Here is a 23368-nt window from a genome sequence, read left to right on the forward strand (position 1 = left end):
GCCGTCCGGGCGTGCCTGTGAGATGCTCTGGCCGCCTTTACGGCAATGCAGGAAGGAACTCTTCAAAAGCTTTACGAACTTCGCCCGGCGCTTCTTCCGTAAGGAAAAAACTGGCGTCGAGAGCATGGCCGGACACTGGTCCGTGGGCGACTTCCCGCCATAGGGTCGGCGGATCATACCACCCGCCGATACGCCCCGCCTTACCCCAGAGAACCAACAGAGGGCATTGAAGCGAGAGTTCGCCCTGCGGCCAGTAACTCGACGTCGACTGGGGCCACAGCGCCATGTGGGTGTAATCTGCGACGGCCTCTGGCGCGAATATGCTGACCTGCTCGCCCGGCGCGCCTTGCCATTCCGGAGGGGTCTGGACCGCGCCTGCTTCCGGCTTTGGATGCAACTGACCGAACCAACAGCTTTCATACTGGGCGAGAGAATACGCCATATCGTCTCGACCGATATGATTCATGCCGGGCAACGCTTCCAAAGCGATCACGCCAGCGACCCGCTCCGGCGCCAGGGCCGCAATCTGACAGGCTATCTGCGCTCCAGCGTCCTGTCCCGCCAGAATAAGCCGATCATGCCCCATGGCGGTCGCCAGTGCGAGAAGGTCCTCGGCCTGTCGTTGCGGCGGAAGTTCAGGATGGAGATCGGGACAGATAACGGAGTACGTATCCGTAAATGCGGGCGCGACCGCGTGCCAGGCGGCGTGCGTTTCCGGTCGGCCATGAAGCAGCATGAGCGCAGGCCCTGCGCCACCGGAGCGAAGGCGCCATGCGGTGCTGTTCACCATCAGCGTCGTGAGAGTGAATCCACTGAAGAACATGACCGTTGGCTCATCCTCAAGACTGCTGACGCGTCACAATAACGAGGCGCCGATACGCCGGCGACTCTACCGCGCTTGTGACGACTTTTCAAAACGACGCCTCCCATGCCTTCACGGTGAGCGGCCTTGTCGCCCCGTGTTCGCACCGTCTGGTCTGCCTTGAAGACGACGGCTTGCGCTTGCCTAAGGCGCCTCTCGTTACTTGTCATGTGTGCGAATGGTCTTCCCGCCACGGTAAGATCTTTTCGTATGACAAGTGGTTTGTGAACAGCTTGGCTCGACATCGTTCGGAGAGGCGCGCCGGGCTCAGCCATGATGGGACGACCAAAGCGACGGATTACGTGATGGAGGATGCGGAGAGCACTTCGTCAGCTGCACCTGTGAGTGCCTTCCGTCGCCGCTTCTGGAGGCGTTTGCCTCGGGACGGTTGCGCAGGCGGGGAGAGAGGTTCACATCGGCCTGGGCCGGTAACAGGGACCGCCATTGTGGAGAAGAGACGCATGAACGAGCCGCCAGCCTCGACGCCCGGGCATTCGCTGGACCCGCAGAGTGAGCAGGAATGGACCGAGTTTCGCTCTCAGGCGCACCACATGCTGGATGACATGATCGACGATCTGGCGACGCTGCGCGACGGACCAGTCTGGCGGCCTCTTCCTGAAGATCGCCGTTCGGCCTTTCGGGCGGCGCCGGTTCCGGGCGAGGCTGGCTCGCTGGATGATTGGCGGCGGTCATTCCGCGAGGACATTCTTCCTTACACCACCGGCAACCGGCATCCCGGCTTCATGGGGTGGGTTCACGGCGGCGGCACGCCGGTTGGCATGGCGGCCGAGATGCTGGCGGCGGGGTTAAACGCCAATCTCGGGGGACGTGATCATGCGCCGGTCGAGGTTGAGCGCATGGTCATCCGTTGGGCCGCGACGTTGATGGGCCTGCCGGAGAACGCTAGCGGGCTGCTGGTGACAGGCTCCTCCATGGCGAATTTCATAGCCGTGATCGTGGCGAGCCGCGCGACGCCGGATGGTCTGTCGCTACGGACGGCTGGCCTGAAGAGCAGGCGCCTCATCGGATATGCAGCCAAGACCGTACACGGCTGCGTCAGCCGTGCGTTCGACATGGCCGGGCTTGGGTCAGAGGCGTTGCGGTTAGTCGACGTCGACCAAGAGTTCAAAATGGACGTGGCGGTGCTGCGGCGAATGATCGAGGCAGACCGCGCCGCCGGGTTGGAGCCGTTTCTCGTCGTCGGTACGGCTGGATCGGTGGATACGGGGTCGATCGATCCTCTCGACGATATTGCGGATGTCGCAAAAAGCGAAAGGCTGTGGTTTCACGTCGACGGCGCGTTCGGGGCGACCGCAGTTCTGTCGGAGACGATCAGGCCCCGTCTGGTCGGGTTGGAGCGAGCTGACAGCATCGCCTTCGACTTCCACAAATGGGCGCAGGCCCCCTATGACGCCGGGTGCGTTCTGGTACGCGATCCAGCCCGTCACGCGGCGGCTTTCGCGCAGAGCCTGTCCTATCTGTCGCGCGAAGACCGGGGCCTTGCGGCTGGCGCGCCGTGGTTCTGCGACCTCGGCCCCGATCTGTCTCGCGGTTTTCGGGCTCTCAAGGTGTGGGCCACGCTTTCAGTGTACGGCACGCGCCGCCTCGGAGAGATGGTTGATCGTTGCTGCGCCGTGACGCGTCGTCTGGCGCAGCGGGTGGAGGCGGAGCCGATGCTCGAGCTCATGGCGCCGATTTCGCTCAACATCGTCTGTTTCAGGGTTTGCGCGCGGCAATGCGACGACGTCGAGAATGACATCCTGAATGGTGAAATCGTCAAGGACTTGCAGGAAAGCGGCATAGCTGCGCCGTCGACCACGGTGATCAACGGGCGCAAGGTCATCCGCGCCGCCATCGTGAATCACCGAACCGAATACGCCGACGTCGAGCGTCTTGTTGACGCGGTTCTGGCGTGCACCGCCTCCCGCTCAGGCGGCGCGTGAGCGGGTAGGGCCTCGGTCCTCGTCGAACAACTCCGACAACTTCTTCATCATCGTGCCGCCGAGTTGCTCGGCGTCGGTAATGGTGACGGCGCGACGGTAATAGCGCGTCACGTCGTGGCCGATGCCGATGGCGATCAGTTCGACCCCGCTGCGTCCTTCGATCATGGCGATCGTCTCACGCAGGTGGTCTTCAAGATAGGAGCCCGCGTTCACCGACAACGTGCTGTCGTCGACCGGGGCGCCGTCGGAGATCACCATCAGGATTTTCCGCTGCTCGGGCCGCACCTTCAACCGGCGCCAGGCCCAGAACAGTGCTTCGCCGTCGATGTTTTCCTTCAACAGCCCCTCGCGCAGCATAAGCCCGAGATTACGACGCGCCCGGCGCCATGGCATGTCGGCGGCCTTATAGATGATGTGCCGCAGATCGTTCAGGCGTCCGGGATTCTTCGGCTTTCCTTCGGCGGTCCATTTCTCTCGGCTTTGTCCGCCTTTCCAGGCGCGAGTGGTGAAGCCGAGAATCTCGACCTTCACGCCGCACCGCTCCAGCGTTCTGGCCATGATGTCGCCGCACATGGCTGCGACCGAAATCGGGCGGCCACGCATGGATCCGGAGTTATCGATCAGAAGCGTTACCGTGGTGTCGCGAAATTCGGTCTCCCGCTCGCGCTTGTAGGAGAGGGAAAGCATCGGATTGACCACGATGCGCGAGAGGCGGCCCGCATCGAGGATTCCTTCTTCCAGATCGAACTCCCACGCACGGGTCTGCTGGGCCATCAGCTTGCGTTGCAATTTGTTGGCCAGACGCGAAATAACGCCATGAAGGCTGGCAAGCTGAAGGTCGAGTTGCTGGCGCAGACGTCCTAACTCTTCGCCGTCACAGAGGTCTTCCGCTGCTATTTCCTCATCGAATTGGGTCGTGAACGCGTGATAACCGCGCGCCGTGTCGCCGGGGGGCGTGTTCGTCGGCTCGCTGGGGCCCGCAGGATCACCGGCGCCGTCTGCGTCGCCGGCTTCTCCTTCGGAAGTTTCATCGGGCTCTCCTGCTTCCCCAGTGCCCTCCATGAGCTGGGGCTCCAGACCGCCTTGCTCTTCGATATCGGAAGGGGTGGGCTCGTCCTCGGGCGCAGGAGGCGGTTCCTCGGCCTCATCCTGTGTTCCGCTCTCATCGCCGTCCGGATCGTTGCTGATTTCCGGAGTTTCGGCGTCAGCCTCAATCAGGGAGCAGGCAGCCATCAACTGCCGTGACGCCCTGGCGTAAGCCTCCTGATCTTCTTGTACCGCCGCCAATCCATCGAGCGCCTGTCGCGCCACGTCGGGCAGGGATTCACGCCAGGCGTCGACCAGATCGCGCGCCGACGCCGGGACTGGCTGGCCGCTCAATTTCTCGCGGGCGAGCAGCCCGAGCGCCAGAGAGGGAGGCATATCGTCTTTCGACGCCATCCTCTCCACGCCCGCGTCGCGCAGTTCCTGATCCATGCGAACGGCGAGGTTCGCCGCTACGCCGAGCATGTGCCGTGAACCCAACGTCTCCACGCGGGCCTGTTCAAGCGCGTCATAGACAGAGCGGGCGGATTGTTCCTGCGGCTGCCGGGAAAGGTGCAATTCGGCGTCATGATGGCGCAGGCGCAGGGCCTGCGCGTCCGCCATCCCGCGAATGCGCGCGGCTTCGTCCCGGTCGAAGTGCCGTGAGGGCATGGGCAGCCGTACTGGCGCTTCCTGATCCAGGCCGCCAATGGGGATCGCGCCGCTGTGGAAGCTCACTTCGGTGTTGGCGCGTCCGCCGATGGCGCGCAACGCGCCGACCGTGGCGCGACGGAACGTCTCGACGTGATCGTTGACGTCGGGCGTCGAGTTTCGTGGCGGGCGCTGCTCGGCCATTGTGATCTCCGTCCTGCGCTAGAGCATAGTCCCTTTAAGCATAGCCGACGAAAAGGGGTATGTGCCTGAAGCGCGCCGCAGATTCGATCTGTCGCAACGCGTTTCAGAGAGTTGTTTAAAAACGTGTTCGGGTGTGGGGGAATGCCCCCTCTTCACACGTACACGTTGCCGTGGGCGCTCAAAAACTGGCGGCTAGCGCTTCGCGGAAAGCAGTTCTTCGGAGGAACGGCGTTTTTCATCCGGCGCCTTCAATATCTGCCTCTAAACGAACGCGTGGACACGCCGTCAAAGATGTGGCGCGCCGCTCCCGGAGAGGATCAGTTGTAGCCTCGCCGAAGCGACACGGCTGACTGATCGGCAAACGTGCGTAATTTAGCGCGGCCGCTTGCCCATAGGATCCGCATTGAAGCATCGCTGGTAGTATTCGGAGACGATGTCGCGTTCGGCCTCGTCGCATTTGTTGAGGAACGTCAGGCGGAAGGCAAAGGCGAGATCCCTGAAAATGCGCTCGTTCTCAGCCCAGGCGATGACGGTGCGCGGCGACATGACGGTGGAAAGATCACCGGCCATGAAGCCCGACCGGGTCAGCCCGGCGAGCGCCACCATGTTGTCGATCGTCTGGCGCTCTTTCTTGTCGTCAGGGGAGATGCCGAGCTTGGACGTCACGATCGCAACTTCCTGCTCATGCGGCAGGTAGTTGAGCGAGGTCACGATGTTCCAACGATCCATCTGCCCCTGATTGATCTGCTGCGTTCCGTGATACAGGCCGGTCGTGTCGCCGAGGCCCACCGTGTTTGACGTGGCGAACAGACGGAAAAAAGGGTTTGGGCGGATCACGCGATTCTGATCCAGTAGGGTCAGGTTGCCGTCGACCTCAAGCACGCGCTGGATCACAAACATCACATCCGGGCGTCCGGCGTCATATTCGTCGAAGACCAGCGCACAGGGGTGCTGAAGGCACCAAGGCAGCAAGCCTTCGCGGAATTCAGTGATCTGCTTGCCATCTTTCAAGACGATAGCGTCCTTGCCCACCAGATCAATGCGCGAGATATGGCTGTCGAGGTTGATGCGCACGCACGGCCAGTTGAGGCGCGCGGAGACCTGCTCCACGTGCGACGATTTGCCTGTGCCGTGGAAACCCTGAACCAGCACGCGTCGGTTGAACGCAAATCCTGCGAGAATCGCGAGTGTGGTGTCGTGGTCGAAACGATAGGACGAATCGATAGGCGGCACGTGCTCGGTACGATTCGAGAACGCCGGAACCATCAGGTCGCTGTCGATGCCGAAAACCTCGCGGGCGGAAACCTGAATGTCAGGCACGGCGAAGGCGGAAGTAGGGGCGAGTTCGGCAGTCGTTGCGGTCATTTCGTTTCCGTCCATCAGTATCCGGGAAAGTGTGGCACGGTCAGGCGGTCTTTTCGAGACCGCTATCCACATTAGAAGCAAGATGCGTGCGCAGGGTGGAATACGCCACGTTGATCGTCTTGAGGCGTTCCTCCGCGCTGCGGTCGCCGTTGTTGGCGTCCGGGTGGTGCTTCTTGGCGAGCGCCTTGTAGCGGGCTTTCACCTCGTCGAGTGAAACCGGCCATCTGAGACCCATCGTATCCAATGGCTCTCGCAACGGATCCGGAACCCGTGGCGCGGCGCTCTCCCGACGACGGCGAGCCCGCTCGGCCCGAGACGCGCCCAGCACGTCCAGAGGATCGAGAACATCTTCCTCGTTAAACGGTTGTCTGCCGACGGAGCCCAGCTTCCAGGACGGGCGATCCCAGGAAACGTCGGCTTTGAGCTGAGCCTCGATCTGTGCGGCGCTCATGCCCTTATAATAATCCCACCGCGCGTTGTACTCGCGCACGTGCTCGAGGCAGAACCAGAAATATTCATTCAGGCTGGTTCGCGACCGTGGAGCCCTGTACCCCGCCGACTGCGTACAGCCAGGCGCGTCGCAACACCGCCCCGGCGCGTCCGGGTCGGGATCGAAAGCCCGGTGGCGTGTGTTCCGTTTGATCATGGGCCCTGTTATGTGTGTCTGCGGTCCCAGGGCGCAAGAGGCATCTTGGCCCGGGCGGATATGAATGCGGTGCGCCAGAAGCCTGCCTTGGCGCGACGCCGATGGCGGAAACCGGGAGAAAACTTGATCATGGCCAAAGAAGCGACAGGTCCCCGGGCGCAGCGGATCACAGAGTTGCTGGAGAAGGAACTCGCTCCGGTTCGCTTTGAACTGATCGACGACAGTCATCGCCACGCCGGACATATCGGACGGCCCCGTGGTCCCGGAGAAGGCGTCGAAGAGACCCATTTTCGCCTTGTGATTGTCAGCGAGGCGTTTCGCGGCGTCAATCGCGTCGCACGATCGCGTCTCGTGCATACCCTGCTTCAGAGCGAGTTCGATGCTGGATTACACGCGCTGTCATTGACTCTCGACACGCCGGTGGATGTTTCGGTCGGTAAGGTGGCGGCGGAGCCGTCGGCGTGAGCGCATCGCAGTTTCTGGGGCGTCGTGCGGCCCTGTTACTCTCCCTGTCTACCGTTGCGGCGGTCGCGGCCTGCGCCGGAAGCCGTTCGACGGCGCTGTCTTCTGCTGACCAGGTTGATGTCGCGAGGGTGGAAGCCTACCTTAACGGGTTATCCAAATTTTCGGCCGGCTTCTCGCAGGTGTGGCCCGACGGTGGGGTGGGCGAGGGAATTCTGACCTACTCGCCGGGCGACCTGAAGCTCGACTACACCTATCCGCGTGGCCTCAGCATGAAGGCTGCGAGCGGTTATCTGGTCCTGCGCGACGATCGCAACGGTTCCGTGACACATATGGGCCTGTCGCATAATCCGCTCGGTCTGCTCCTTGCGACGCCGATCCGGCTTAGCGGTCCGATCACCGTCACGTCCGTTCTGAGAGCACCGGAGTTCCTTCAGGTGTCGCTGGCCCGAACGGCGATGCCGTCGGACGGTCTGCTGACGTTGCAGTTTCGCGATTATGGCGGCTCGCTGGCGCTACAGGGATTGAGGCTGGTCGACGATCGGCGTCGAACGACGACGTTTCGTGTTCAGGGGCAGTGACGTTCGTCTGAAGAGATTTTCATAATGCCATGTTTTTATGAATTTTTCGCAGGCGGCGGCATGGTCCGGGCGGGGCTTGGGGCCAACTGGTCATGCCTGTTCGCCAATGATTTCGACGCTCGAAAGGCCGTTTCTTACACCACGAACTGGGGCGACGCGGGAGAATTCAGGCTCGGCGACGTGGCGGAACTGGTCGCCGACGATCTGCCGGGCATGGCGGATCTCGCCTGGGGGTCGTTCCCGTGTCAGGATCTCTCCTTGGCTGGCGCGGGCGCCGGGCTTGGAGGGGTGCGGTCGGGCACGTTTTACCCGTTCTGGGGCGTCATTTCCGGACTGATCGCACAGGGGCGCGCTCCAGGTCTTGTCGCGGTCGAGAATGTCTGTGGCGCGCTGACCTCGCATGCCGGACGTGATTTTCAGGCCATCTGTCAGATGTTCGCCAAAAACGGATACCGCTTCGGGGCTGTAGTCGTGGACGCCGCGTTGTTCCTGCCTCAATCGCGACCCAGACTTTTCGTGATTGGCATCCGTAAGGGCATGCCGACGCCGGCGGCCTTGCTGTCGGACGGCCCTCAGGCGCCATTTCACACTGAAGGGCTTCGCTCCGCTGTCGCGAAACTGCCGGATACGTTGAAAACTGACTGGATCTGGTGGCGGCTGCTTGAACCTCCCCGGCGGCGAACCGGTTTCAGCGATCTGATCGAGGCGGAGCCCGCGAGTGTCAGATGGCACACGGCTGCTGAAACGAAGGCGCTGATTCGATTGATGTCCCCGTTGCATATGGGCAGGCTGCAGGACGCCAAACGCTCAGGCAGGACGGTCGTCGGATGCGTTTATCGCCGTACGCGCAATGACTCGCAGGGGGCGAAAGTCCAACGTGCGGAAGTCAGGTTCGACGATATGGCGGGGTGTCTGCGCACGCCGTCCGGCGGCTCCAGCAGGCAGACGGTTCTGATCGTGGAGGGCGAGCATGTTCGCTCCCGCCTGATCTCTTCACGCGAAGCGGCCCGGCTGATGGGGCTGCCAGATAATTATGCCCTGCCTTCTGTCTATAACGAGGCTTACCATCTTCTCGGCGACGGGGTCGCAGCGCCCGTCGCACGGCATCTGGCTGAGCACTTGTTTGAGCCGATCCTGGCTGGCGTCGGGGGCAAGGGCAGGCAGGCGGCTTGATCAGGCCTGACGCGAACCGTTCGCGCACCATGCGGGCCGTGAAGTCTGCCAATACGGCGCCCGAGCTTGCTGCCAGAAAACTGCTCTTCTCGTTGGGTTATCGATATCGGTTGCACCGCAAGGACCTGCCGGGTTCTCCAGACATCGTCTTCGCGGGACGCCGGAAAGTAATTTTTGTCCATGGATGTTTCTGGCATGGCCACGATTGCAAGCGTGGCGCGCGGGCGCCCAGAACCAACGCCGAATATTGGCGGAGCAAGATTACACGAAATATCGAACGGGATCGACGTAATGCCGCGGCGTTACGCGATCAGGGATGGCGCGCGCTGACCCTATGGGAATGTGAGATCAGGGACCGAGATAAGTTGACGACGATACTTCGCGATTTTCTTGAGTAGATGACGCGCTACTGGCTTGCCCGGGACAGAGTGGCGAGCAGTATCTTTGACCCGCCATGTAGGCGGGCCAACATCATACGTACAGCGCATGCCAATTAGGCTGCGCCCGAAATTCACGCGGCTTGAGCGGCTCGCGCTTCCTGTAGATCTTTCAGAATATACTGCGTCGTGGCCAGCACCTGCACGCTCAGCATTGCGGGAGCTTTTACGTTGCGCTCCGGCAGCGTGATGACACCTTCGCCCGAAGTCCAGCGCGCTTCAGAAGATTCCAGACCGTTCCAACCGGCCAGCTCCGCCTGCGTCAGATGCTCGGTCATTTCTGCTTCGACGGAGCCTTCATAGAGGCTGATTTTCCCGACCAGCACGCCAAATTTCCGGCGGTCGTCGACAAACGGTCCGACCATGTCGCTCGGCCGGCTGAAACGGGACGCGATTTGCACGCTCTCCAGACCTGAAGGCAGGATGAAGACGACACGGTCTCCATCTTCACGGATCGGGCGGATGATCTGGCCATTGCCGGTCAGCAGACGCACGTCCGCATCGGTGGTCACAACACGTTCTGACGTGACGGTCTCGGCGAGATTCATCTGCGCGGCGCGGGCATTGAGACTGTGGAAAAGCGGCTCGACGAAGCTCCGCTCAGTGCAGAGAGGCGCGCCGCTGTGGTCGTCCCAGTTCAGGGGGCGGGCGGCTCCGAATTGCACGACCTGACCATGCTGGACGAAAGAACCGCGGTTTCCGGTGTCGAGGTAGCTTTCGGTGTGGACGCCGTCAGCCACGATGACAGAATGATCCGTCGTCTCGATGTGGTAGTAATCGTACGACGTGAAAGATTTGTCGTAAGAAATCGAACGCCCGTTTACAAGCATGCGCGCGGGCACGAACTTTCCTTCGAAGAACAGGCAATGCTCCGCCGTGATCAGCATGTCCTTGTAGGGAACTCCCACCGCAATCGCATCCTTGACGATACGGACCGGATATCCTGCCTCATCATCCGGCAGGTCCGGCTTGATCACTGCACGGGCCTTTCCGACCCAGACTACGGTGCGCGTGACGTTCTCGCCGCGGCGCCAGTCAAAAGCGACAAGGCTGTCGCCAATCCGAATATCCTGTACCGCAACCTCGCCGTTGGCCGTCGCGATCATGCTGTCCGCCAAGAAGCAGACAACAGCTTCGCCGTTCACGGCCGTCACCGTTTGGGTCCCGGTTGGCACGTCAGATGCGAACTGAATGCCAGAGTACGTGTAGCTTGAACCGTCGCTAGTGGTTAAAGTAACACTGCCAGAGCCGTTCGTGTTGGTATACGTTGCGCTCGTCACAGTCTTGCCCGCGACGCCGATCTTGTCCGTCAGTTCCACGCCGGAAATCTTCAAATTGCTTTGAGCAGCACTTCCCGAGAGGATAACAGTGTTTCCCGAACCGCTGCCCATGACAACAGATGCGCCGCCATTGTAGTTGCCGGTTAAAGTCAGGGTCGAGCCGCCATTGACAGTAACGGCCGCCGACAGGTTGTCTATACTGATGCTTGAGTTGTTATTTAATACTACGGAACTTCCACTGTTGAAGTTTCCGCTGAAGTAGGACATCGTCGTGTCGTCTAGCTCCAGCACTGCGTCGCTGGAAAAATTCGCGTTTGATAGAGAGTAGTTAGATAAACCGCTAAGCTCTACAGTGCTGCCGGACCCCGAGGCGGTAACGTTCGTGAATGTATCATTCACACTCTCGATAATCGCCTTACCCGAGGACGTCACGGCAAGGTTGACATTTGATGAGGAAGATCCGGGCCCAAACGTGATAGTTCCGCCATAAGCGTGCACATTCTGCAAACCGTTGACCGAACCGACAATAGTTGCGGACGAACCTGAATCGACTTCTATGGTGTTGGCGGAAACGCCACCGGGTATCGTAAGAGTCACGTTTGCGGTACCGCCCGCCGAACCGATTATCGCCTGAGAATTCTGGTCAGGAACTGCCCCGGCGCTCCAATTGCCAGCAGTGCTCCACGCGCCACCTGCGGCTGCGCCAATCCATGAGTCTGTCGACATTTTGATTTCCTAAAAACCGCTTCGAATTTTAAATGTTTGTGTTTTTTTAACACTTCGGCGCTTTTAGGTGTTGCAGCAACAATTGACCAGAAGTTTCATGAATTTTTAAGGTATTTATTATATTCAATATATGAATAAATTTAACCATCAGAAGCTACGATTTCATTCTTGTGTATTTGAAATGCACTGAAAATCGCGCCGTGCGTTTGGGACGAAAGTGGCGCGCCCTACTGGATTCGAACCAGTGACCCACAGCTTAGAAGGCTGTTGCTCTATCCAACTGAGCTAAGGGCGCCCAAGTCGAGCGTGTCTGCCCGAAAAATACAGCGCTGTCACGAGCACTGCTTGTAACTCAGTGGGTCCAGTTTTGTACCCGACCGGAGGCGAAATTGTCGGCGTAAACCTTCGGCTTGCGGACACGTGCAGGCGCCGGCTCTTCAAGCTCGTATGCGATGGCGTGCAACTGGGCATATCGGAGGACTTCGTCGCGGCTTCCGAATTTGAGGCGAAGCTGAGAGCGCGTGTCACGGCTTCCGGTCCATCCCATAAGGCCGCCGGGGCGATGCGGTGATGACTGACCGTATTCAAGAATCCAGGTATGCGTCTGACTCTGCCCGGACTGCCCGGCGCTTTTCGGCTGTCTGTAAATCCGTGCCGTCATGCCCGTTTCCTTCGCTACGGCATTGCCGTCTGGCGTAGTGGTCGGGGCGACAGGATTCGAACCTGCGACCTCATGTACCCAAAACACGCGCGCTACCAAGCTGCGCCACGCCCCGAAACCGGACCGGAAGCTAGGAGGCTCGAGGTCCTATGGCAAGTCCCAATTCGTCTATCATTTGGAGGAAGGGGCTTTTCTGGTCGTCTTTGTTCGTAACTTTCCACGAAAACAGGCACTTTTGCCTCATACGGACGGCCTGCTGTCAGGCAGGCCGCCACAAGGTTTGTTAGCCTGTCGGGGTTTCTGATTTGCGGGCCAGTGGCGGAACAAACAGGGGCGCGGTGTCCCAAGGGAAGAGAATCCACGTATCTTGCGGCACTTCAGCAACGAAGAGGTCCGTCAGCGGCTTGCCAGCTGGCTTTGCGTAAAGGCAGGCGAACACCGCCTTGGGAAGGCGTTCACGCACGATTCGCGCGGTCACGCCCGAATCGACCAGATCGTCGACCACGATGAAGCCCTCTCCGTCACCCGCGACGTCGGGCGCCTTGATCACGACCGGCTTGCCTTTTTCTTCTTCGTCATATGTTACGACGGAGATGGTCTCGATCAGGCGGCAATCGAGCTCCCGCGCGACGATAGCGGCCGGTATCAAACCCCCGCGCGTCACAGCGACCAGCCCCTTGAAGGGGCCTCTTGGCATCAGATCCGTGGCGAGCAGGCGGGCGTCGCGGTGAAGTTGATCCCAGGTGACTGTCGCGTAATTGGTGGCCATCGTGCCGATATTCCCGTTTTGTGCTCGACTTCCTCTACCCGACGCGGCGCGTTCACGGTTTGGTGGATCCGTAAAAAACGCCCTCATTCGGACGAAAGCGCTGGGCGGATTGCGCCCTATTGCTCTACCAACCGCGGTTTTGCAACGGACGCGTTCAATGTGGCCGGGCGTCGGCCTTGCGTCCGCCCGTGAAACCCATTCGCCTACAATCGCATATTGACGGGAACGCGGGTTTCGGCGACGAAATTTTTTCCATTACGTCACTTTATGAGCCTGCACGTGTCGTGACGGCGCTGTCGGGTCAGGTGCGCCGACTTCTCAGGAAATCATGTCCGCTTCGTCCGTTCTGAAACAGCCCGGGCTGATCGCCTACCTGATCAGCCGGAACGTGTCCGCTTTCGCCTCGCAGGTTCAAGCCGTGACGGTCGGCTGGCAGATATACGCGCTCACCCACAGCGCAGCGGCGCTTGGTTTCGTCGGGTTGGCGCAGTTCGCGCCGATGATGGCGCTGGTCTTTCCCGCCGGGCATGTAGTCGACCAACACGACCGCCGCCGCATCGTAATATGCTGCCAGCTCATCGAAATGTGCGCAGCGTTCGCCATCATGACCGCGACATGGACGGGCGCGCTTGCCCCGTGGGGGATCTACGCGCTGGTCGCCGTGTTCGGCGCCTGTCGCGCATTTGAAATGCCTGCGCAGCAGACATTTCTGCCATCACTGGTCAGCGCGCCGGACTTCCCGCGCGCGTCGGCCATATCCTCATCGCTCTTTCAGGTCGTCTCTATTGTTGGTCCGTCTCTTGGGGGCGTTCTTTACGGTCTGGGGCCGGCGGCCTGTTACCTTGTCTGCGGGAGCGCCTTCGCTATGGCGATGCTTGGCACGACGCGTCTTCGGTTACGCTTCCCAGCCAGGGCGCGTCAGCCGCTCTCCCTTGTTTCAGTCTTTGGCGGAATAAATTTCCTGCGTCGCAAGCCGGCGATGCTGGGCGCCATTTCGATGGATCTGTTCGCCGTCCTGCTTGGCGGCGCTACAGCGTTGCTGCCGTTGTATGCGGATAACATCCTGCACGCTGGTCCCTTCGGGCTTGGATTGCTTCGCGCAGCGCCCGCATTGGGCGCCGTGATCATGGCCGCTGCGATGGCGCGCCATCCGCTGAAGCGTAGCGCCGGCCGGATTATGTTTCTCTCCGTGGCGATCTTCGGCGTCGCCACCATCGCATTCGGACTTTCGCGTTCCGTTCCGTTATCCGTGGTCGCCCTGATGGTTCTGGGCGCGGCGGATGTGATCAGCATGGTGGTCCGTGACGCCCTGGTTCAGTTGGGCACGCCGGACGAGATGCGGGGTCGAGTGTCGGCGGTGAACATGCTGTTCATCGGCTCCTCCAACCAGTTGGGCGAATTCGAGAGCGGCATGCTCGCAAGCCTCGTGGGAGCCGTCCCTGCGGTCGTGATCGGCGGGGTAGGGACGTTACTTGTGACCGTATTGTGGATGCGCTGGTTTCCGCAGCTGGCCGCATTGGATCGTCTTGACACAATCACGGCTGACTGAGGTGAACGAAATCGCGCCTCGCGGCGCTGTCCTCGCAGTTTTGCGTCGATCCGACGATGGCGCTTTCCTGTTGGTTCGACGAGCCAATCCGCCTGATTCTGGCTTGTGGGGCTTTCCAGGCGGGAAAATCGAGCCCGGCGAAGGGATGTTCGAAGCCGCCTGTCGAGAGTTGCGAGAAGAGACCGGCGTCAGCGCACATGGGCGTTCAGTGATTACGGCGTTCGATTCCATAACTCGCGCTCCCTCAGGCGCGTTGCTCTTTCACTACCTGATCGCTGTGATCCTCTGCTCATCGGACGTCGCACTGGCCGATGTGTCGCTGCACGCTGGAGACGACGCGTTGGAAGCGGATTGGTTTGACACGAAGGGCATTCGCGCGCTCGGAGCCCTGGCCAGTGCGCGGTGCCTGGAAATTGCGCTGGCCGCAGAGCCGAGCAAGCCGCAAGGTATCTGATCCTTATCTCCGCGATGGTGAGGTCAGAGGGACAATGAGATCGGGCCGCTTGCGTTCGCGCTGCGTGTTGTTTATCGCGCAGCTATGAACAGGATCGAGCGGCCTGAGCAAATTCACCCAGAAACAGTGACGGGCGACTCTCCGGCAGCCCCGCTGCAGGATGCAGGCGCCCGCGCCCTTCGAGCGGAAATAGGCGTCAACGGCCCCGAGCCGGTGATGGACTTGCGCCCGGAGCGTGGACTTGCGCACAGCGTTCACGCGATCAAGGACACACGGGACGGTTTTCGCCTCTTCAGGCTTGGATGGACGCTCGGCTGGCTGGACATAAAACTGCGTTACCGAGGGTCAATGCTCGGTCCATTCTGGATGACGCTGTCCACGGCCATCATGGTCGGCGCGATGGGCTTCCTCTACGCGGCGCTGTTCAACATCAACTTGCGCGTATACCTTCCGTTCCTGTCGTTTTCGTTGATTCTGTGGGGCTACCTCAACAGCGCCGTGTCCGAGGGATGCAGCACATTCACAGGCTCGGTAGGGTTAATCCATGCGTTGCGCATGCCGTTCAGCGTGCATGTGCTGCGTGTGACAATACGCGGGCTTTTGACCTTCCTGCACAGCGCAGCCGTTGTTGCGATCGTCTTCGTGATTTTCGGAATCGCCCCGCGACTGAATTGGGAGGCTCCGGCAGGCGTGTTGCTGTGGTTGGCCGATATGTACGCCATCACGCTTCTCTTCGGGGTCCTCGGAGCGCGCTTCCGGGATATGCCCCCAGTCAGCGCCAGTGTCATGCAGATTCTGTTTTTTGTGACGCCGATTATCTGGAAGCCCGACCTCATTTTCATAGGTCGGCAATATCTGCTCCTGGACCCCTGTTACCCGTTGGTGGAAATCGTTCGAGGACCGTTAATGAACCAGGAGGTCCGGCCGTCGATCTGGCTTGCTGCAGTCGCTTATAGTGGCCTGCTGTGGGTCGCAGCCTTCGCTTTGTTTTCGCGTATGCGGACGCGTCTGGCATACTGGGTCTGACGACAATGGCCACTATAGAAGTCACTGACCTCGCCATCTCCTTTCCTCTCTATCATGGTGACGCGAGAAGCCTGAAGAAGACAGTTCGCCGATCGCTTGACGGTAAGCTCTCGGGCAGGTTTACGCAGGATCGGCGCGAGCGGGTTCTGGTGCAGGCCCTGAAGGGGGTCAGTTTTTCACTGCAACGCGGAGAGAGGCTCGGGCTGATCGGAGGCAACGGGGCGGGAAAGACCACTCTGCTGCGCGCTCTGGCTGGAATATACGAACCACTGGAAGGGCAGGTGCTCGTACAGGGCCGCATTGGCGCACTGCTGGATACGTCCCTCGGCATGAACGACGACATGTCGGGCCGGGAGAATATCCGCTTGCGTGGCCTGTTCCATGCTCTGGGCGAAGTCGCCATTCAGGAGATCGAACGAGACGTCGAAACTTTTGCGGATCTTGGTCCCTTCCTCGATCTGCCAATCAAGACTTACAGTTCGGGAATGAGAGTCCGTCTGGCATTCGGACTGGCGACCGCGATTATGCCCCAGGTGCTGATCATGGACGAGTGGTTCATGGCGGGTGACGCCTCGTTTCGCGAGCGAGCGAAGCAAAGGATGATCGGGTTGGTGGAGGGGGCCGAAATTCTGGTGGTCTCCAGTCACCAGCCGGAGATCATGCAGGAGTGGTGCACCCGTCTACTTTGGATGGATCAGGGGCGGGTGCGCATGGATGGCCCGACCGAAGACGTTCTTGATGCTTATTTGTCCACCGCGGGCTGATGCAGAGGGCGCGATCGCCTTGAATGGCGCCCAGATCCCGTGTTGCGTTGGTTGCGAATTGGTAGCCGGGTTTTAAACTGCGACGCGCGCCGTTTACTTATTAGGTGCGCGTATAAAATTTGCGAATACAGCCGTTAATTAAGCGTTATTTTTTTGCGCAAACCATGTTCATGTCGCCTCAAAATGTAAAAACCCCAGATTTTCAAAGGAATACATCGTCAATTCGTGGGCTGGGCTTTTGTAGAGTCTCCTTATGCGTTATTGAAAGGTAAGAAGCGGATGCGATGTCTGCCCTGACTGGCTGAGAAGGCGTTTGGCGGGAACGTCGGCGTGAGTGAATGGCTGTAATCTACAATACGAATTACACTCACAACCCGAATTATTATCTCACGTTAGCAATTGAGCGGGCGGCCAAGACTGTTCTTGGCGATGATGCCGTCGTTGTCGCCGACAACATGACTCTCGCCGGCATCGCGGCCTCTGGGCGACATGACGTTCTGATCTGCATTGACGGGCAACGGATCAACAGCGAGTTGATGAAGCGGGTGCGCCCTGCATTCAAAACGATGATTTTCTGGGCGTTTGAAGACCCGTTTATGGTCGAATTCAACGTCAACAATACCGGCATATTCGATTACGTCTTCACCAACGATCCTTCATGTGTCAGCGAGTACAAGACGCCGGCGTTCTACCTTCCGCTCGCGGCCAGTGTCTCTATTCACGAGCGCAAGGTCCGTGCCGCCAACGAACTCGACTACGACATCTTTTTCGCTGGCACGATGTGGCCGAACCGGGTGGAAACGCTTCGCCGCGTGATCGCGGCTTTCCCTGAAGCGCGACTGAAACTGATCTGTCCTGGCAACGAATATTTGCCTCCTCTGCCTGCCGATATCGCTGAACTCGCAATTCAGCGGCCGGTCAGCCATGAAGCGTTCATCGACTTCGCCAACGCGAGCACCGTGACGTTGACGATGTTCCGCGACTACGCGAGTCATGGAGACGTGGGTCAGGCGACAGCGCCAGGGCCGCGTTTTTACGAACTCGCACTGGCAGGCGCCGCTCAGGTGGTCGAAATCGGCCAGTCGATGCGTGAAAGCTATCTGACCGAGATCAACGGAATCAATGTCGCACGAGACGCAGACGAACTGATCGGGCATGTGGCTGCGTTGCTTGGCAACAAGTCGCTGCGTCGCAAACAGGCGCTGGCCGCCCAAAAGTCCGTGTCGGAAGCCCATCTCTACGAGCACCGCATCCGGCGGATGATCGAGACGACCGGCGCTAATTTTGGCCGCAACGCCCCGTCGCCGACTAATGTTCCGTCCCGCAAGGGACGGCTGCGTGTCCTGATGTGCACGCATTCGACCATCTACGAACAGAACTGGGGTGGCGTAGAGGTTTATCAGCGGACGATTTCGTCCATGCTCCTGCGTGACGTCGAGTTTTTCTACTGGCTCCGGCGGAACGGCTCGTGTCGTCTGACTGACGCCAGCGGAAGGGAGATCGAAAGTTTCGACGTGCCCGACGTCGGTTGGCTGGACGCGCTGTGCGATGCGCCGGAAGAAACAGCATTTTCGAGCGCCTTAAGCCAGTACAACTTCGATATCGTTCATTTTCAACATCTCGGACATCACACGATGTCCTTGCCGATCATTGCGAAGGCCAATGGCGCCGGCGTGGTGTTTTCCGCGCATGACTTCCTTCTGGTGTCCGCGCACTACAACCTTCTCAATCATGAGATGCGGTATTGCGAGGAGGACGTGAAATGGGTTCTCGCCGCCGACATCATGCTCAAGCGTTCGGAGAATCTTGAGTTTGGAGCAGAGCAGACGCGACGGGCTTTCGTCGCGACGATGCTTAACTCAGTCGATGCGATTTTGTTCGGCACGGAGCACTCGCGCAATCTGACGCATACGATCTACCCGCGTCTGGACAGCAAGCGCAGTTTTGTTCTGGGAATTCCGTCGCCCGAGACGACCGCGCCGATCACGCCGAAGGCGTATCAACCCCTCGACGGGCGTCGTCTTTCAGTCGCCATCATCGGAAACTTCCTGCGGACGAAGGGGGCCGACACGGTCCTGAATGCGATCGAGATCGCGAATCCCGATCTCTTCGAGTTCCATATTTTCGGTTATGTGCATCCCGAGTATCAGGAGGTTCTGAACAACCTCAAACGCGCCAACGTGCACGTCTACGGGCGTTATTCGGTCGGCGAGATCGCCGCGTTGCAGGTTGCGGACGTCGCTCTCAATCTTTCCATATGGCCCGAAACCTATTGCATCTCCCTCTCGGAGGCGTGGCAAAACGGGCTGATTCCCATCGTGACCGACGTCGGCGCTCTTGGCGACCGTGTGATCGATGGCGTCAATGGCTTCAAGGTGCCGATCGGTGCGCCTGCCAAAGTGCTCGAACGTCTGGAATTAATCCGTTCATGCGAGGCCGTGCGTCAATCTTTGATGGCCAATATCGGCCCACATCTATGGACAAATGCACAGGAATACGGCGCAGCGCTTCTGAGCCTTTACCGAGATGTGGCGCCGCGCAATGGCTTAGGCAGCAGCGATGTGCAATTCGACGCGGGGCAGGTGAACCTGTTGCCGCATCCTTCATGGAAGCATCAGGCGCCGCCACGCCACATCTTCGATCCGCCGACGACACGCGACGTTTCGATCGAGTTGCCCGAAATCGTAACGGACTGGCATTCGATTCAGGGTGCGGAATATTACATCGACGACGTGTGCCGCCACGTCTTCGCCGAGGCCGACGACGAGGAATTCGTCATCGCCAGTGAATTTCACATTCGGGGCTGGTATGTGGCGCCGGGAGTGTCTGGCTCCGGTCAGCTTTACGCTGTCTTGATTGGTCAGGATGAAGCGCCCCCGATCTTCATTCCCACGCAACGCGAGGTTCGTTCGGACGTGACCGGGTTGTTCCCCGGCGCTCCCCGCCGCTCCGGCTTCGCCGGTCAGGTCGCATTGCGTGGAAAGTGGTGCGAAGGCGTGTTTCGCATCGGTCTGGCGAACATTGTCCATGGACGCGGCGCATTTCAGTTGACTGGCGTGCAGATCGAAGTCGCGGATGGGCAAATCATCGGTATCGCCCGCGTCCCACCCTCCAATGGACAGATTTTGCGCGACTTCGAGCGCGTTTCGGAAAGCGACGGCGTGCTGCGGGGCATCAAGCTGTCGACGCTCCCCGATGGACCGCGCCACGTCTACTCCGGCGACCTCGAATTCTACCTCGATCACGTCACAGGTCTCATCGAAGATGGCGGCCAGCATGAGAGAGATGTTGAAGGAAGTGACCTGATCGTAAGGGGGTGGGCTTTCCTTCGGGGGCTGTCTCGCGCCGGGCAGATTTTCGTGGTTCTGGTGAACGAGGCTAATGCCAGCAGCGTATCGTTCGGCACATCCCGTCTAATTCGTCAGGACGTGCAGACGATCTTCCATGACGCGCCTCTTTGCGTCGGCTTTGTCGGCAACCTGAGCCTCAATAGGGGGTTCAACGAAACGCTCGACGGAGCATACCGTCTATGTCTGCTCAATGTCGTCGGCGATGAAGCCGGAATGCGCCCCACTGCGGTTCGCCTGACCAGCAGGGACGGGAAAATCGTATCCGTTGAGGATTCGCCGCCCAGCGAAGCGGTTCTTGATAAATGCCGCGAAGCGGCGAGCGGATTTCTGAGCGCCTGATGCACGCGGCGTCTGTCGCAAGCATTAAGCGACGGGGATGCGAACCGTCGTTTGGATATCGCGCAGACACGCGGGTGGGAGAGGTGCGATGACACTATCGCCTTCCGACGAAATTCTTGGCGCGGGCGCTGCGCCAGTTGTGGCGCAGCCCGCATGGGCTCGCTTCGAGGCAAGTTGGTACAGACGCACATATCCGTTCGTCGCTGCAGCGCTTGCAGACGGACAATACTCCAACGAATATAATTATTACGAATCCATTGGCGCAGCGTTAGGACATTCTCCTAATCCATGGTTCGATGAATTGTGGTACTTGTCCACCTACCCAGAGGTCATGCGCGCGGTAAAGCGTGGCGAATGGACTTCAGGTTTCGATCATTACAAGCAGGTCGGTTATACGAAACTTTCCCCACACTGGTTGTTTTCTGAGCAATACTACCGGCGCATGAACCCCGACGTGACGCACCGTGTCATTGCCGAGAAGGGGAAGCTGAACGGATACGATCATTTTCTGTCTGGTGGGGAGGCAGGTTTTCGTAGCGGTAGCCGGTTCTTCGATCCGCACGTGGTGGCGATCCACGCATCGTCCGGCCCTGTCGCGAACGTTCGCGTGTCGGGACGTGAGTCAGGCTGCGCGGATACCTGGTTTTCATTGCTGCTTGATGTCCAGAACGGCCTCCTTGATGGCTGCCGTTCGTCCTGGTACTTCGATCCGGTCTGGTATCTGCGCCGTTATCCCGAAGTAGCCGAACAGATAAAGCAGGGTGAGTTCACCTGCGCGCTTCATCATTACCTCATGGTGGACGACGCAAACGCCTACGATCCGCAAGAAGCGTTCTCTGAAGCGTTTTACGCGGAGGCATATCCAGACGTTGCTGCGTCAGTAAAGGCTGGGCAGTTTCGAAACGGCTTCGATCACTTCCTGCGGGCTGGCGCCCGCGAGGGGCGGTTGCCAGTGGCTGGCTGTGATCTCGAGCGATACGCCACCCGGCCGAGCGTTCGCGCAGACATCGAGAGCGGCCTTTTCCTGGATCCTTACGCGCACTGGGTTGCGTCACGCTCTGCAGACGCCACGTCTACGCTTCCGGCGCAAACAGCCGAGACTTACGCCAAGGCGCATTTCATCGATACTGCGCGATCGACGACCACGTTTCTCGGTCGTCGCCCCCTGAACTTCACCTGCGACGGACCACCAGTGGTCAGCGTCATCATCGTGCTGCACAATCATTTTCCGCTGACCATGGGGACCCTGGCGTCTTTGCGGGATAATTTTGGCGGCAATATTGAGTTGATTCTGGTGGACTCAGGCTCCACCGACGAAACGAAGCATATCGCCCGATACGTGCGTGGTGCGCGCATCATCCCGTTGCGTTATAACGCGGGCTTCGTCCGCGCCTGCAATCTTGGACTTGCGGAAGTCACTGCTCCTGTCACGCTCTATCTTAACAATGACGTTCGGTTGGCGCCGGGCGCGCTGACCCATGCGTTGAAGCGTCTGGCCTCCTCGTCGGACATTGGGGCCGTCGGCGGAAAGATCGTCCGCACAAATGGGCTTCTGCAGGAAGCTGGCTCGATCATCTGGCGCGACGGGTCGACCTTCGGTTACCTGCGTGACGGGGATCCAAATTGCGCCGAGGCGAATTTCGTTCGCGACGTTGACTACTGCTCCGCGGCGTTCCTGCTTGTTTCAACGGCCGCGGCCAAAGAACTGGCTGGTTTCGATCAAAGATACTGTCCAGCATATTTTGAAGACGCTGATTTTTGCGCACGCCTGATCGAGCAGGGGCTGAGGGTCGTTTACGATCCATCCGTGGTGATCGAGCACCTGGAATACGGCTCCTCCAATTCCGGGGCCTCCCACGCGCTAATGCAGCGAAACAGACGGGTGCTCGCCGCGTTAAGGGGCGTATTTCTTCGCAATCAGTTGCCTGCGCACAGCCGTAACGTCATTCTGGCGCGAACCCGGAAAGGCGCCGGAGCGCGCATTCTGTTCATCGAGGATCGCGTGCCGTTGCGCAGTCTCGGATCGGGCTATGTGCGTTCAAACGACATCGTGCGCGGGCTTGCAGAATTGGGACATCAGGTGACGGTGTACCCGGTCGACAATCACTTCCACTCTGTTGCGCGCATTTACGCCGACTTCCCCGATACTGTGGAAGTCCTGTTCGACAAGACCGCCACGCAGTTCGATCATTTTTTGGAGGAACGAGCCGGGTGCTTTGATGTCGTCTGGATTGGCCGCACACATAACCTCAACCGAGTGCTGCCGATCCTGCACGGTAACCACAGGTACCTTACAGGATGCGACGTTATCCTCGACACAGAGGTGGTAGCTGCCCCGCGTACGTTGTTGCGGGAGCAGGCTCTCGACCTGCCGGAAACGATCTCAGACCTTGATGCGGCGCTCCGCGCCGAATTCGAAAATGCCACGTTCTGCAAGCAGATCGTCGCCGTTACCGAAGCCGAGGCCGGGTTGATCAGGCGCTCAGGACATACGAACGTCAATGTTCTGGGGCACGCCCTGCAAGTCGCGCCGACTCCCGCGTCATTCGCCGAGCGGGCAGGGCTTCTGTTTGTCGGGGCGATCACGGATCAGGATTCTCCGAACCTTGATTCGTTGCTCTGGTTTCTTAGTGAAGTCATGCCGATTATCGCCGAACGGCGACCCTTGATCGCGCAGCTGACTATCGCCGGGTATCAGGGAGCGGACGTCGATATGACGCTCCTGTCCGAATTCGACAACGTGAGGCTCATCGGGCGCGTGGATGATCTCTCGCCTCTTTACGACGCACATCGGGCGTTTGTCGCGCCGACGCGGTTCGCAGGAGGCATCCCCTACAAGATTCACGAGAGCGCATCACGCGGGCTGCCAGTCGTGGCGAGTCAGTTGCTTATCGACGAACTGGGATGGGTCGCCGGGCGAGACATCCTTTCAGGTGGCGCACCGGACGCAGAGACTTTCGCGGGCGCAGTCATTACGCTTTACGATGACGAATCCTTGTGGAGCGGCGTCAGGCAGGCGGCGCTGGACCGCATCTGTAACGACTGCGATCCCGCGCGCTTCGTGCGCACGCTTTCGGACGTCATCGAAAAGGCTCGCGAATGA

Annotated in this window: 18 protein-coding genes and 2 tRNA genes; 11 read left to right on the forward strand and 9 right to left on the reverse strand. The window is 59.8% G+C overall.

Annotated elements, in window-relative coordinates; translation table 11 throughout:
* Nucleotides 1-37: 37 nt before the first annotated feature.
* Nucleotides 38-823 carry an alpha/beta fold hydrolase gene (locus tag J2D73_RS07175; protein WP_207880848.1) on the reverse strand — a complete coding sequence of 262 codons (786 nt, stop codon included), beginning with the start codon at nt 821-823 and terminating at the stop codon, nt 38-40.
* Nucleotides 824-1323: 500 nt separating this feature from the next.
* On the opposite strand from J2D73_RS07175, the gene J2D73_RS07180 reads away from it, so the two are divergent.
* Nucleotides 1324-2805: a pyridoxal phosphate-dependent decarboxylase family protein gene (locus tag J2D73_RS07180; RefSeq protein ID WP_207880850.1), complete on the forward strand. Its 1482-nt coding sequence runs from the start codon at nt 1324-1326 to the stop codon at nt 2803-2805.
* On the opposite strand, the gene cobT is transcribed toward J2D73_RS07180, so the two are convergent.
* From cobT to J2D73_RS07195, 3 genes are all read right to left on the reverse strand, one after another.
* Nucleotides 2791-4683: a cobaltochelatase subunit CobT gene (gene cobT, locus J2D73_RS07185; protein WP_207880852.1), complete on the reverse strand. Its 1893-nt coding sequence runs from the start codon at nt 4681-4683 to the stop codon at nt 2791-2793. The genes J2D73_RS07180 and cobT overlap by 15 nt on opposite strands.
* A 372-nt stretch (nt 4684-5055) precedes the next feature.
* A complete protein-coding gene (gene cobS, locus J2D73_RS07190) occupies nt 5056-6048 on the reverse strand; it encodes a cobaltochelatase subunit CobS (RefSeq protein ID WP_207880853.1) in 993 nt (330 codons plus the stop codon).
* A gap of 40 nt (nt 6049-6088) precedes the next feature.
* Nucleotides 6089-6694 carry a J domain-containing protein gene (locus tag J2D73_RS07195; RefSeq protein WP_207880854.1) on the reverse strand — a complete coding sequence of 202 codons (606 nt, stop codon included), beginning with the start codon at nt 6692-6694 and terminating at the stop codon, nt 6089-6091.
* A gap of 129 nt (nt 6695-6823) precedes the next feature.
* Between J2D73_RS07195 and J2D73_RS07200 the strand changes: the two genes are divergently transcribed.
* Genes J2D73_RS07200 through J2D73_RS07215 form a run of 4 tightly spaced genes read left to right on the forward strand, consistent with a single transcriptional unit; the run spans nt 6824 to nt 9308 of the window.
* The gene (locus J2D73_RS07200; protein WP_207880856.1) at nt 6824-7159 is read left to right on the forward strand and encodes a BolA family protein; all 336 of its coding nucleotides are present in this window, start codon (nt 6824-6826) and stop codon (nt 7157-7159) included.
* A complete protein-coding gene (locus J2D73_RS07205) occupies nt 7156-7737 on the forward strand; it encodes an outer membrane lipoprotein carrier protein LolA (RefSeq protein WP_207880858.1) in 582 nt (193 codons plus the stop codon). The genes J2D73_RS07200 and J2D73_RS07205 overlap by 4 nt, the downstream gene beginning before the upstream one ends.
* A 24-nt stretch (nt 7738-7761) precedes the next feature.
* Nucleotides 7762-8910: a DNA cytosine methyltransferase gene (locus J2D73_RS07210; RefSeq protein WP_207880860.1), complete on the forward strand. Its 1149-nt coding sequence runs from the start codon at nt 7762-7764 to the stop codon at nt 8908-8910.
* Nucleotides 8907-9308 carry a very short patch repair endonuclease gene (locus tag J2D73_RS07215; protein ID WP_243429741.1) on the forward strand — a complete coding sequence of 134 codons (402 nt, stop codon included), beginning with the start codon at nt 8907-8909 and terminating at the stop codon, nt 9306-9308. Before J2D73_RS07210 ends, J2D73_RS07215 begins: the two co-directional genes overlap by 4 nt.
* A gap of 113 nt (nt 9309-9421) precedes the next feature.
* Here J2D73_RS07215 and J2D73_RS07220 read toward each other — a convergent pair whose 3' ends face one another.
* The 5 genes from J2D73_RS07220 to gpt form a co-directional block, all read right to left on the reverse strand.
* Nucleotides 9422-11353, reverse strand: a complete 1932-nt coding sequence (locus J2D73_RS07220) for a Hint domain-containing protein (RefSeq protein WP_207880862.1) — start codon at nt 11351-11353, stop codon at nt 9422-9424.
* A gap of 218 nt (nt 11354-11571) precedes the next feature.
* Nucleotides 11572-11648 (reverse strand) — tRNA-Arg (locus J2D73_RS07225).
* A gap of 57 nt (nt 11649-11705) precedes the next feature.
* Complete coding sequence (locus tag J2D73_RS07230) at nt 11706-12014, reverse strand: ETC complex I subunit (RefSeq protein WP_207880863.1); 309 nt, start codon at nt 12012-12014, stop codon at nt 11706-11708.
* Nucleotides 12015-12052: 38 nt separating this feature from the next.
* Nucleotides 12053-12129: transfer RNA gene (locus J2D73_RS07235), tRNA-Pro, on the reverse strand.
* A 168-nt stretch (nt 12130-12297) separates the two neighbouring features.
* Complete coding sequence (gene gpt / locus J2D73_RS07240; protein ID WP_026398742.1) at nt 12298-12783, reverse strand: xanthine phosphoribosyltransferase; 486 nt, start codon at nt 12781-12783, stop codon at nt 12298-12300.
* A 328-nt stretch (nt 12784-13111) separates the two neighbouring features.
* On the opposite strand from gpt, the gene J2D73_RS07245 reads away from it, so the two are divergent.
* The 6 genes from J2D73_RS07245 (at nt 13112) to J2D73_RS07270 (ending at nt 23368) form a co-directional block, all read left to right on the forward strand.
* On the forward strand, nt 13112-14332 hold the full coding sequence (locus J2D73_RS07245; protein WP_207880864.1) for an MFS transporter: 1221 nt from the start codon (nt 13112-13114) through the stop codon (nt 14330-14332).
* A gap of 1 nt (nt 14333) precedes the next feature.
* Nucleotides 14334-14786 (forward strand): NUDIX hydrolase, encoded by a 453-nt coding sequence (locus J2D73_RS07250; RefSeq protein ID WP_341535041.1) that lies wholly within the window; start codon nt 14334-14336, stop codon nt 14784-14786.
* 84 nt (nt 14787-14870) lie between these two features.
* Nucleotides 14871-15812, forward strand: a complete 942-nt coding sequence (locus tag J2D73_RS07255; protein ID WP_207880866.1) for an ABC transporter permease — start codon at nt 14871-14873, stop codon at nt 15810-15812.
* A 5-nt stretch (nt 15813-15817) separates the two neighbouring features.
* Nucleotides 15818-16576: an ABC transporter ATP-binding protein gene (locus J2D73_RS07260; RefSeq protein WP_207880868.1), complete on the forward strand. Its 759-nt coding sequence runs from the start codon at nt 15818-15820 to the stop codon at nt 16574-16576.
* Nucleotides 16577-16914: 338 nt separating this feature from the next.
* Complete coding sequence (locus tag J2D73_RS07265; protein WP_207880870.1) at nt 16915-20265, forward strand: glycosyltransferase family protein; 3351 nt, start codon at nt 16915-16917, stop codon at nt 20263-20265.
* 88 nt (nt 20266-20353) lie between these two features.
* Nucleotides 20354-23368 carry a glycosyltransferase gene (locus J2D73_RS07270; protein WP_207880872.1) on the forward strand — a complete coding sequence of 1005 codons (3015 nt, stop codon included), beginning with the start codon at nt 20354-20356 and terminating at the stop codon, nt 23366-23368.

The sequence above is a fragment of the Acetobacter sacchari genome (genome assembly GCF_017377715.1).
Classification (GTDB): Bacteria; Pseudomonadota; Alphaproteobacteria; order Acetobacterales; family Acetobacteraceae; genus Acetobacter; species Acetobacter sacchari.

Coding starts and splice junctions, on each gene's coding strand:
- J2D73_RS07175 (WP_207880848.1), bottom strand. CDS start 823: ATGTTCTTCAGTGGATTCACTCTCACGACGCTGATGGTGAACAGCACC.
- J2D73_RS07180 (WP_207880850.1), top strand. CDS start 1,324: ATGAACGAGCCGCCAGCCTCGACGCCCGGGCATTCGCTGGACCCGCAG.
- cobT (WP_207880852.1), bottom strand. CDS start 4,683: ATGGCCGAGCAGCGCCCGCCACGAAACTCGACGCCCGACGTCAACGAT.
- cobS (WP_207880853.1), bottom strand. CDS start 6,048: ATGACCGCAACGACTGCCGAACTCGCCCCTACTTCCGCCTTCGCCGTG.
- J2D73_RS07195 (WP_207880854.1), bottom strand. CDS start 6,694: ATGATCAAACGGAACACACGCCACCGGGCTTTCGATCCCGACCCGGAC.
- J2D73_RS07200 (WP_207880856.1), top strand. CDS start 6,824: ATGGCCAAAGAAGCGACAGGTCCCCGGGCGCAGCGGATCACAGAGTTG.
- J2D73_RS07210 (WP_207880860.1), top strand. CDS start 7,762: ATGCCATGTTTTTATGAATTTTTCGCAGGCGGCGGCATGGTCCGGGCG.
- J2D73_RS07220 (WP_207880862.1), bottom strand. CDS start 11,353: ATGTCGACAGACTCATGGATTGGCGCAGCCGCAGGTGGCGCGTGGAGC.
- J2D73_RS07230 (WP_207880863.1), bottom strand. CDS start 12,014: ATGACGGCACGGATTTACAGACAGCCGAAAAGCGCCGGGCAGTCCGGG.
- gpt (WP_026398742.1), bottom strand. CDS start 12,783: ATGGCCACCAATTACGCGACAGTCACCTGGGATCAACTTCACCGCGAC.
- J2D73_RS07245 (WP_207880864.1), top strand. CDS start 13,112: ATGTCCGCTTCGTCCGTTCTGAAACAGCCCGGGCTGATCGCCTACCTG.
- J2D73_RS07255 (WP_207880866.1), top strand. CDS start 14,871: ATGAACAGGATCGAGCGGCCTGAGCAAATTCACCCAGAAACAGTGACG.
- J2D73_RS07260 (WP_207880868.1), top strand. CDS start 15,818: ATGGCCACTATAGAAGTCACTGACCTCGCCATCTCCTTTCCTCTCTAT.
- J2D73_RS07265 (WP_207880870.1), top strand. CDS start 16,915: ATGGCTGTAATCTACAATACGAATTACACTCACAACCCGAATTATTAT.
- J2D73_RS07270 (WP_207880872.1), top strand. CDS start 20,354: ATGACACTATCGCCTTCCGACGAAATTCTTGGCGCGGGCGCTGCGCCA.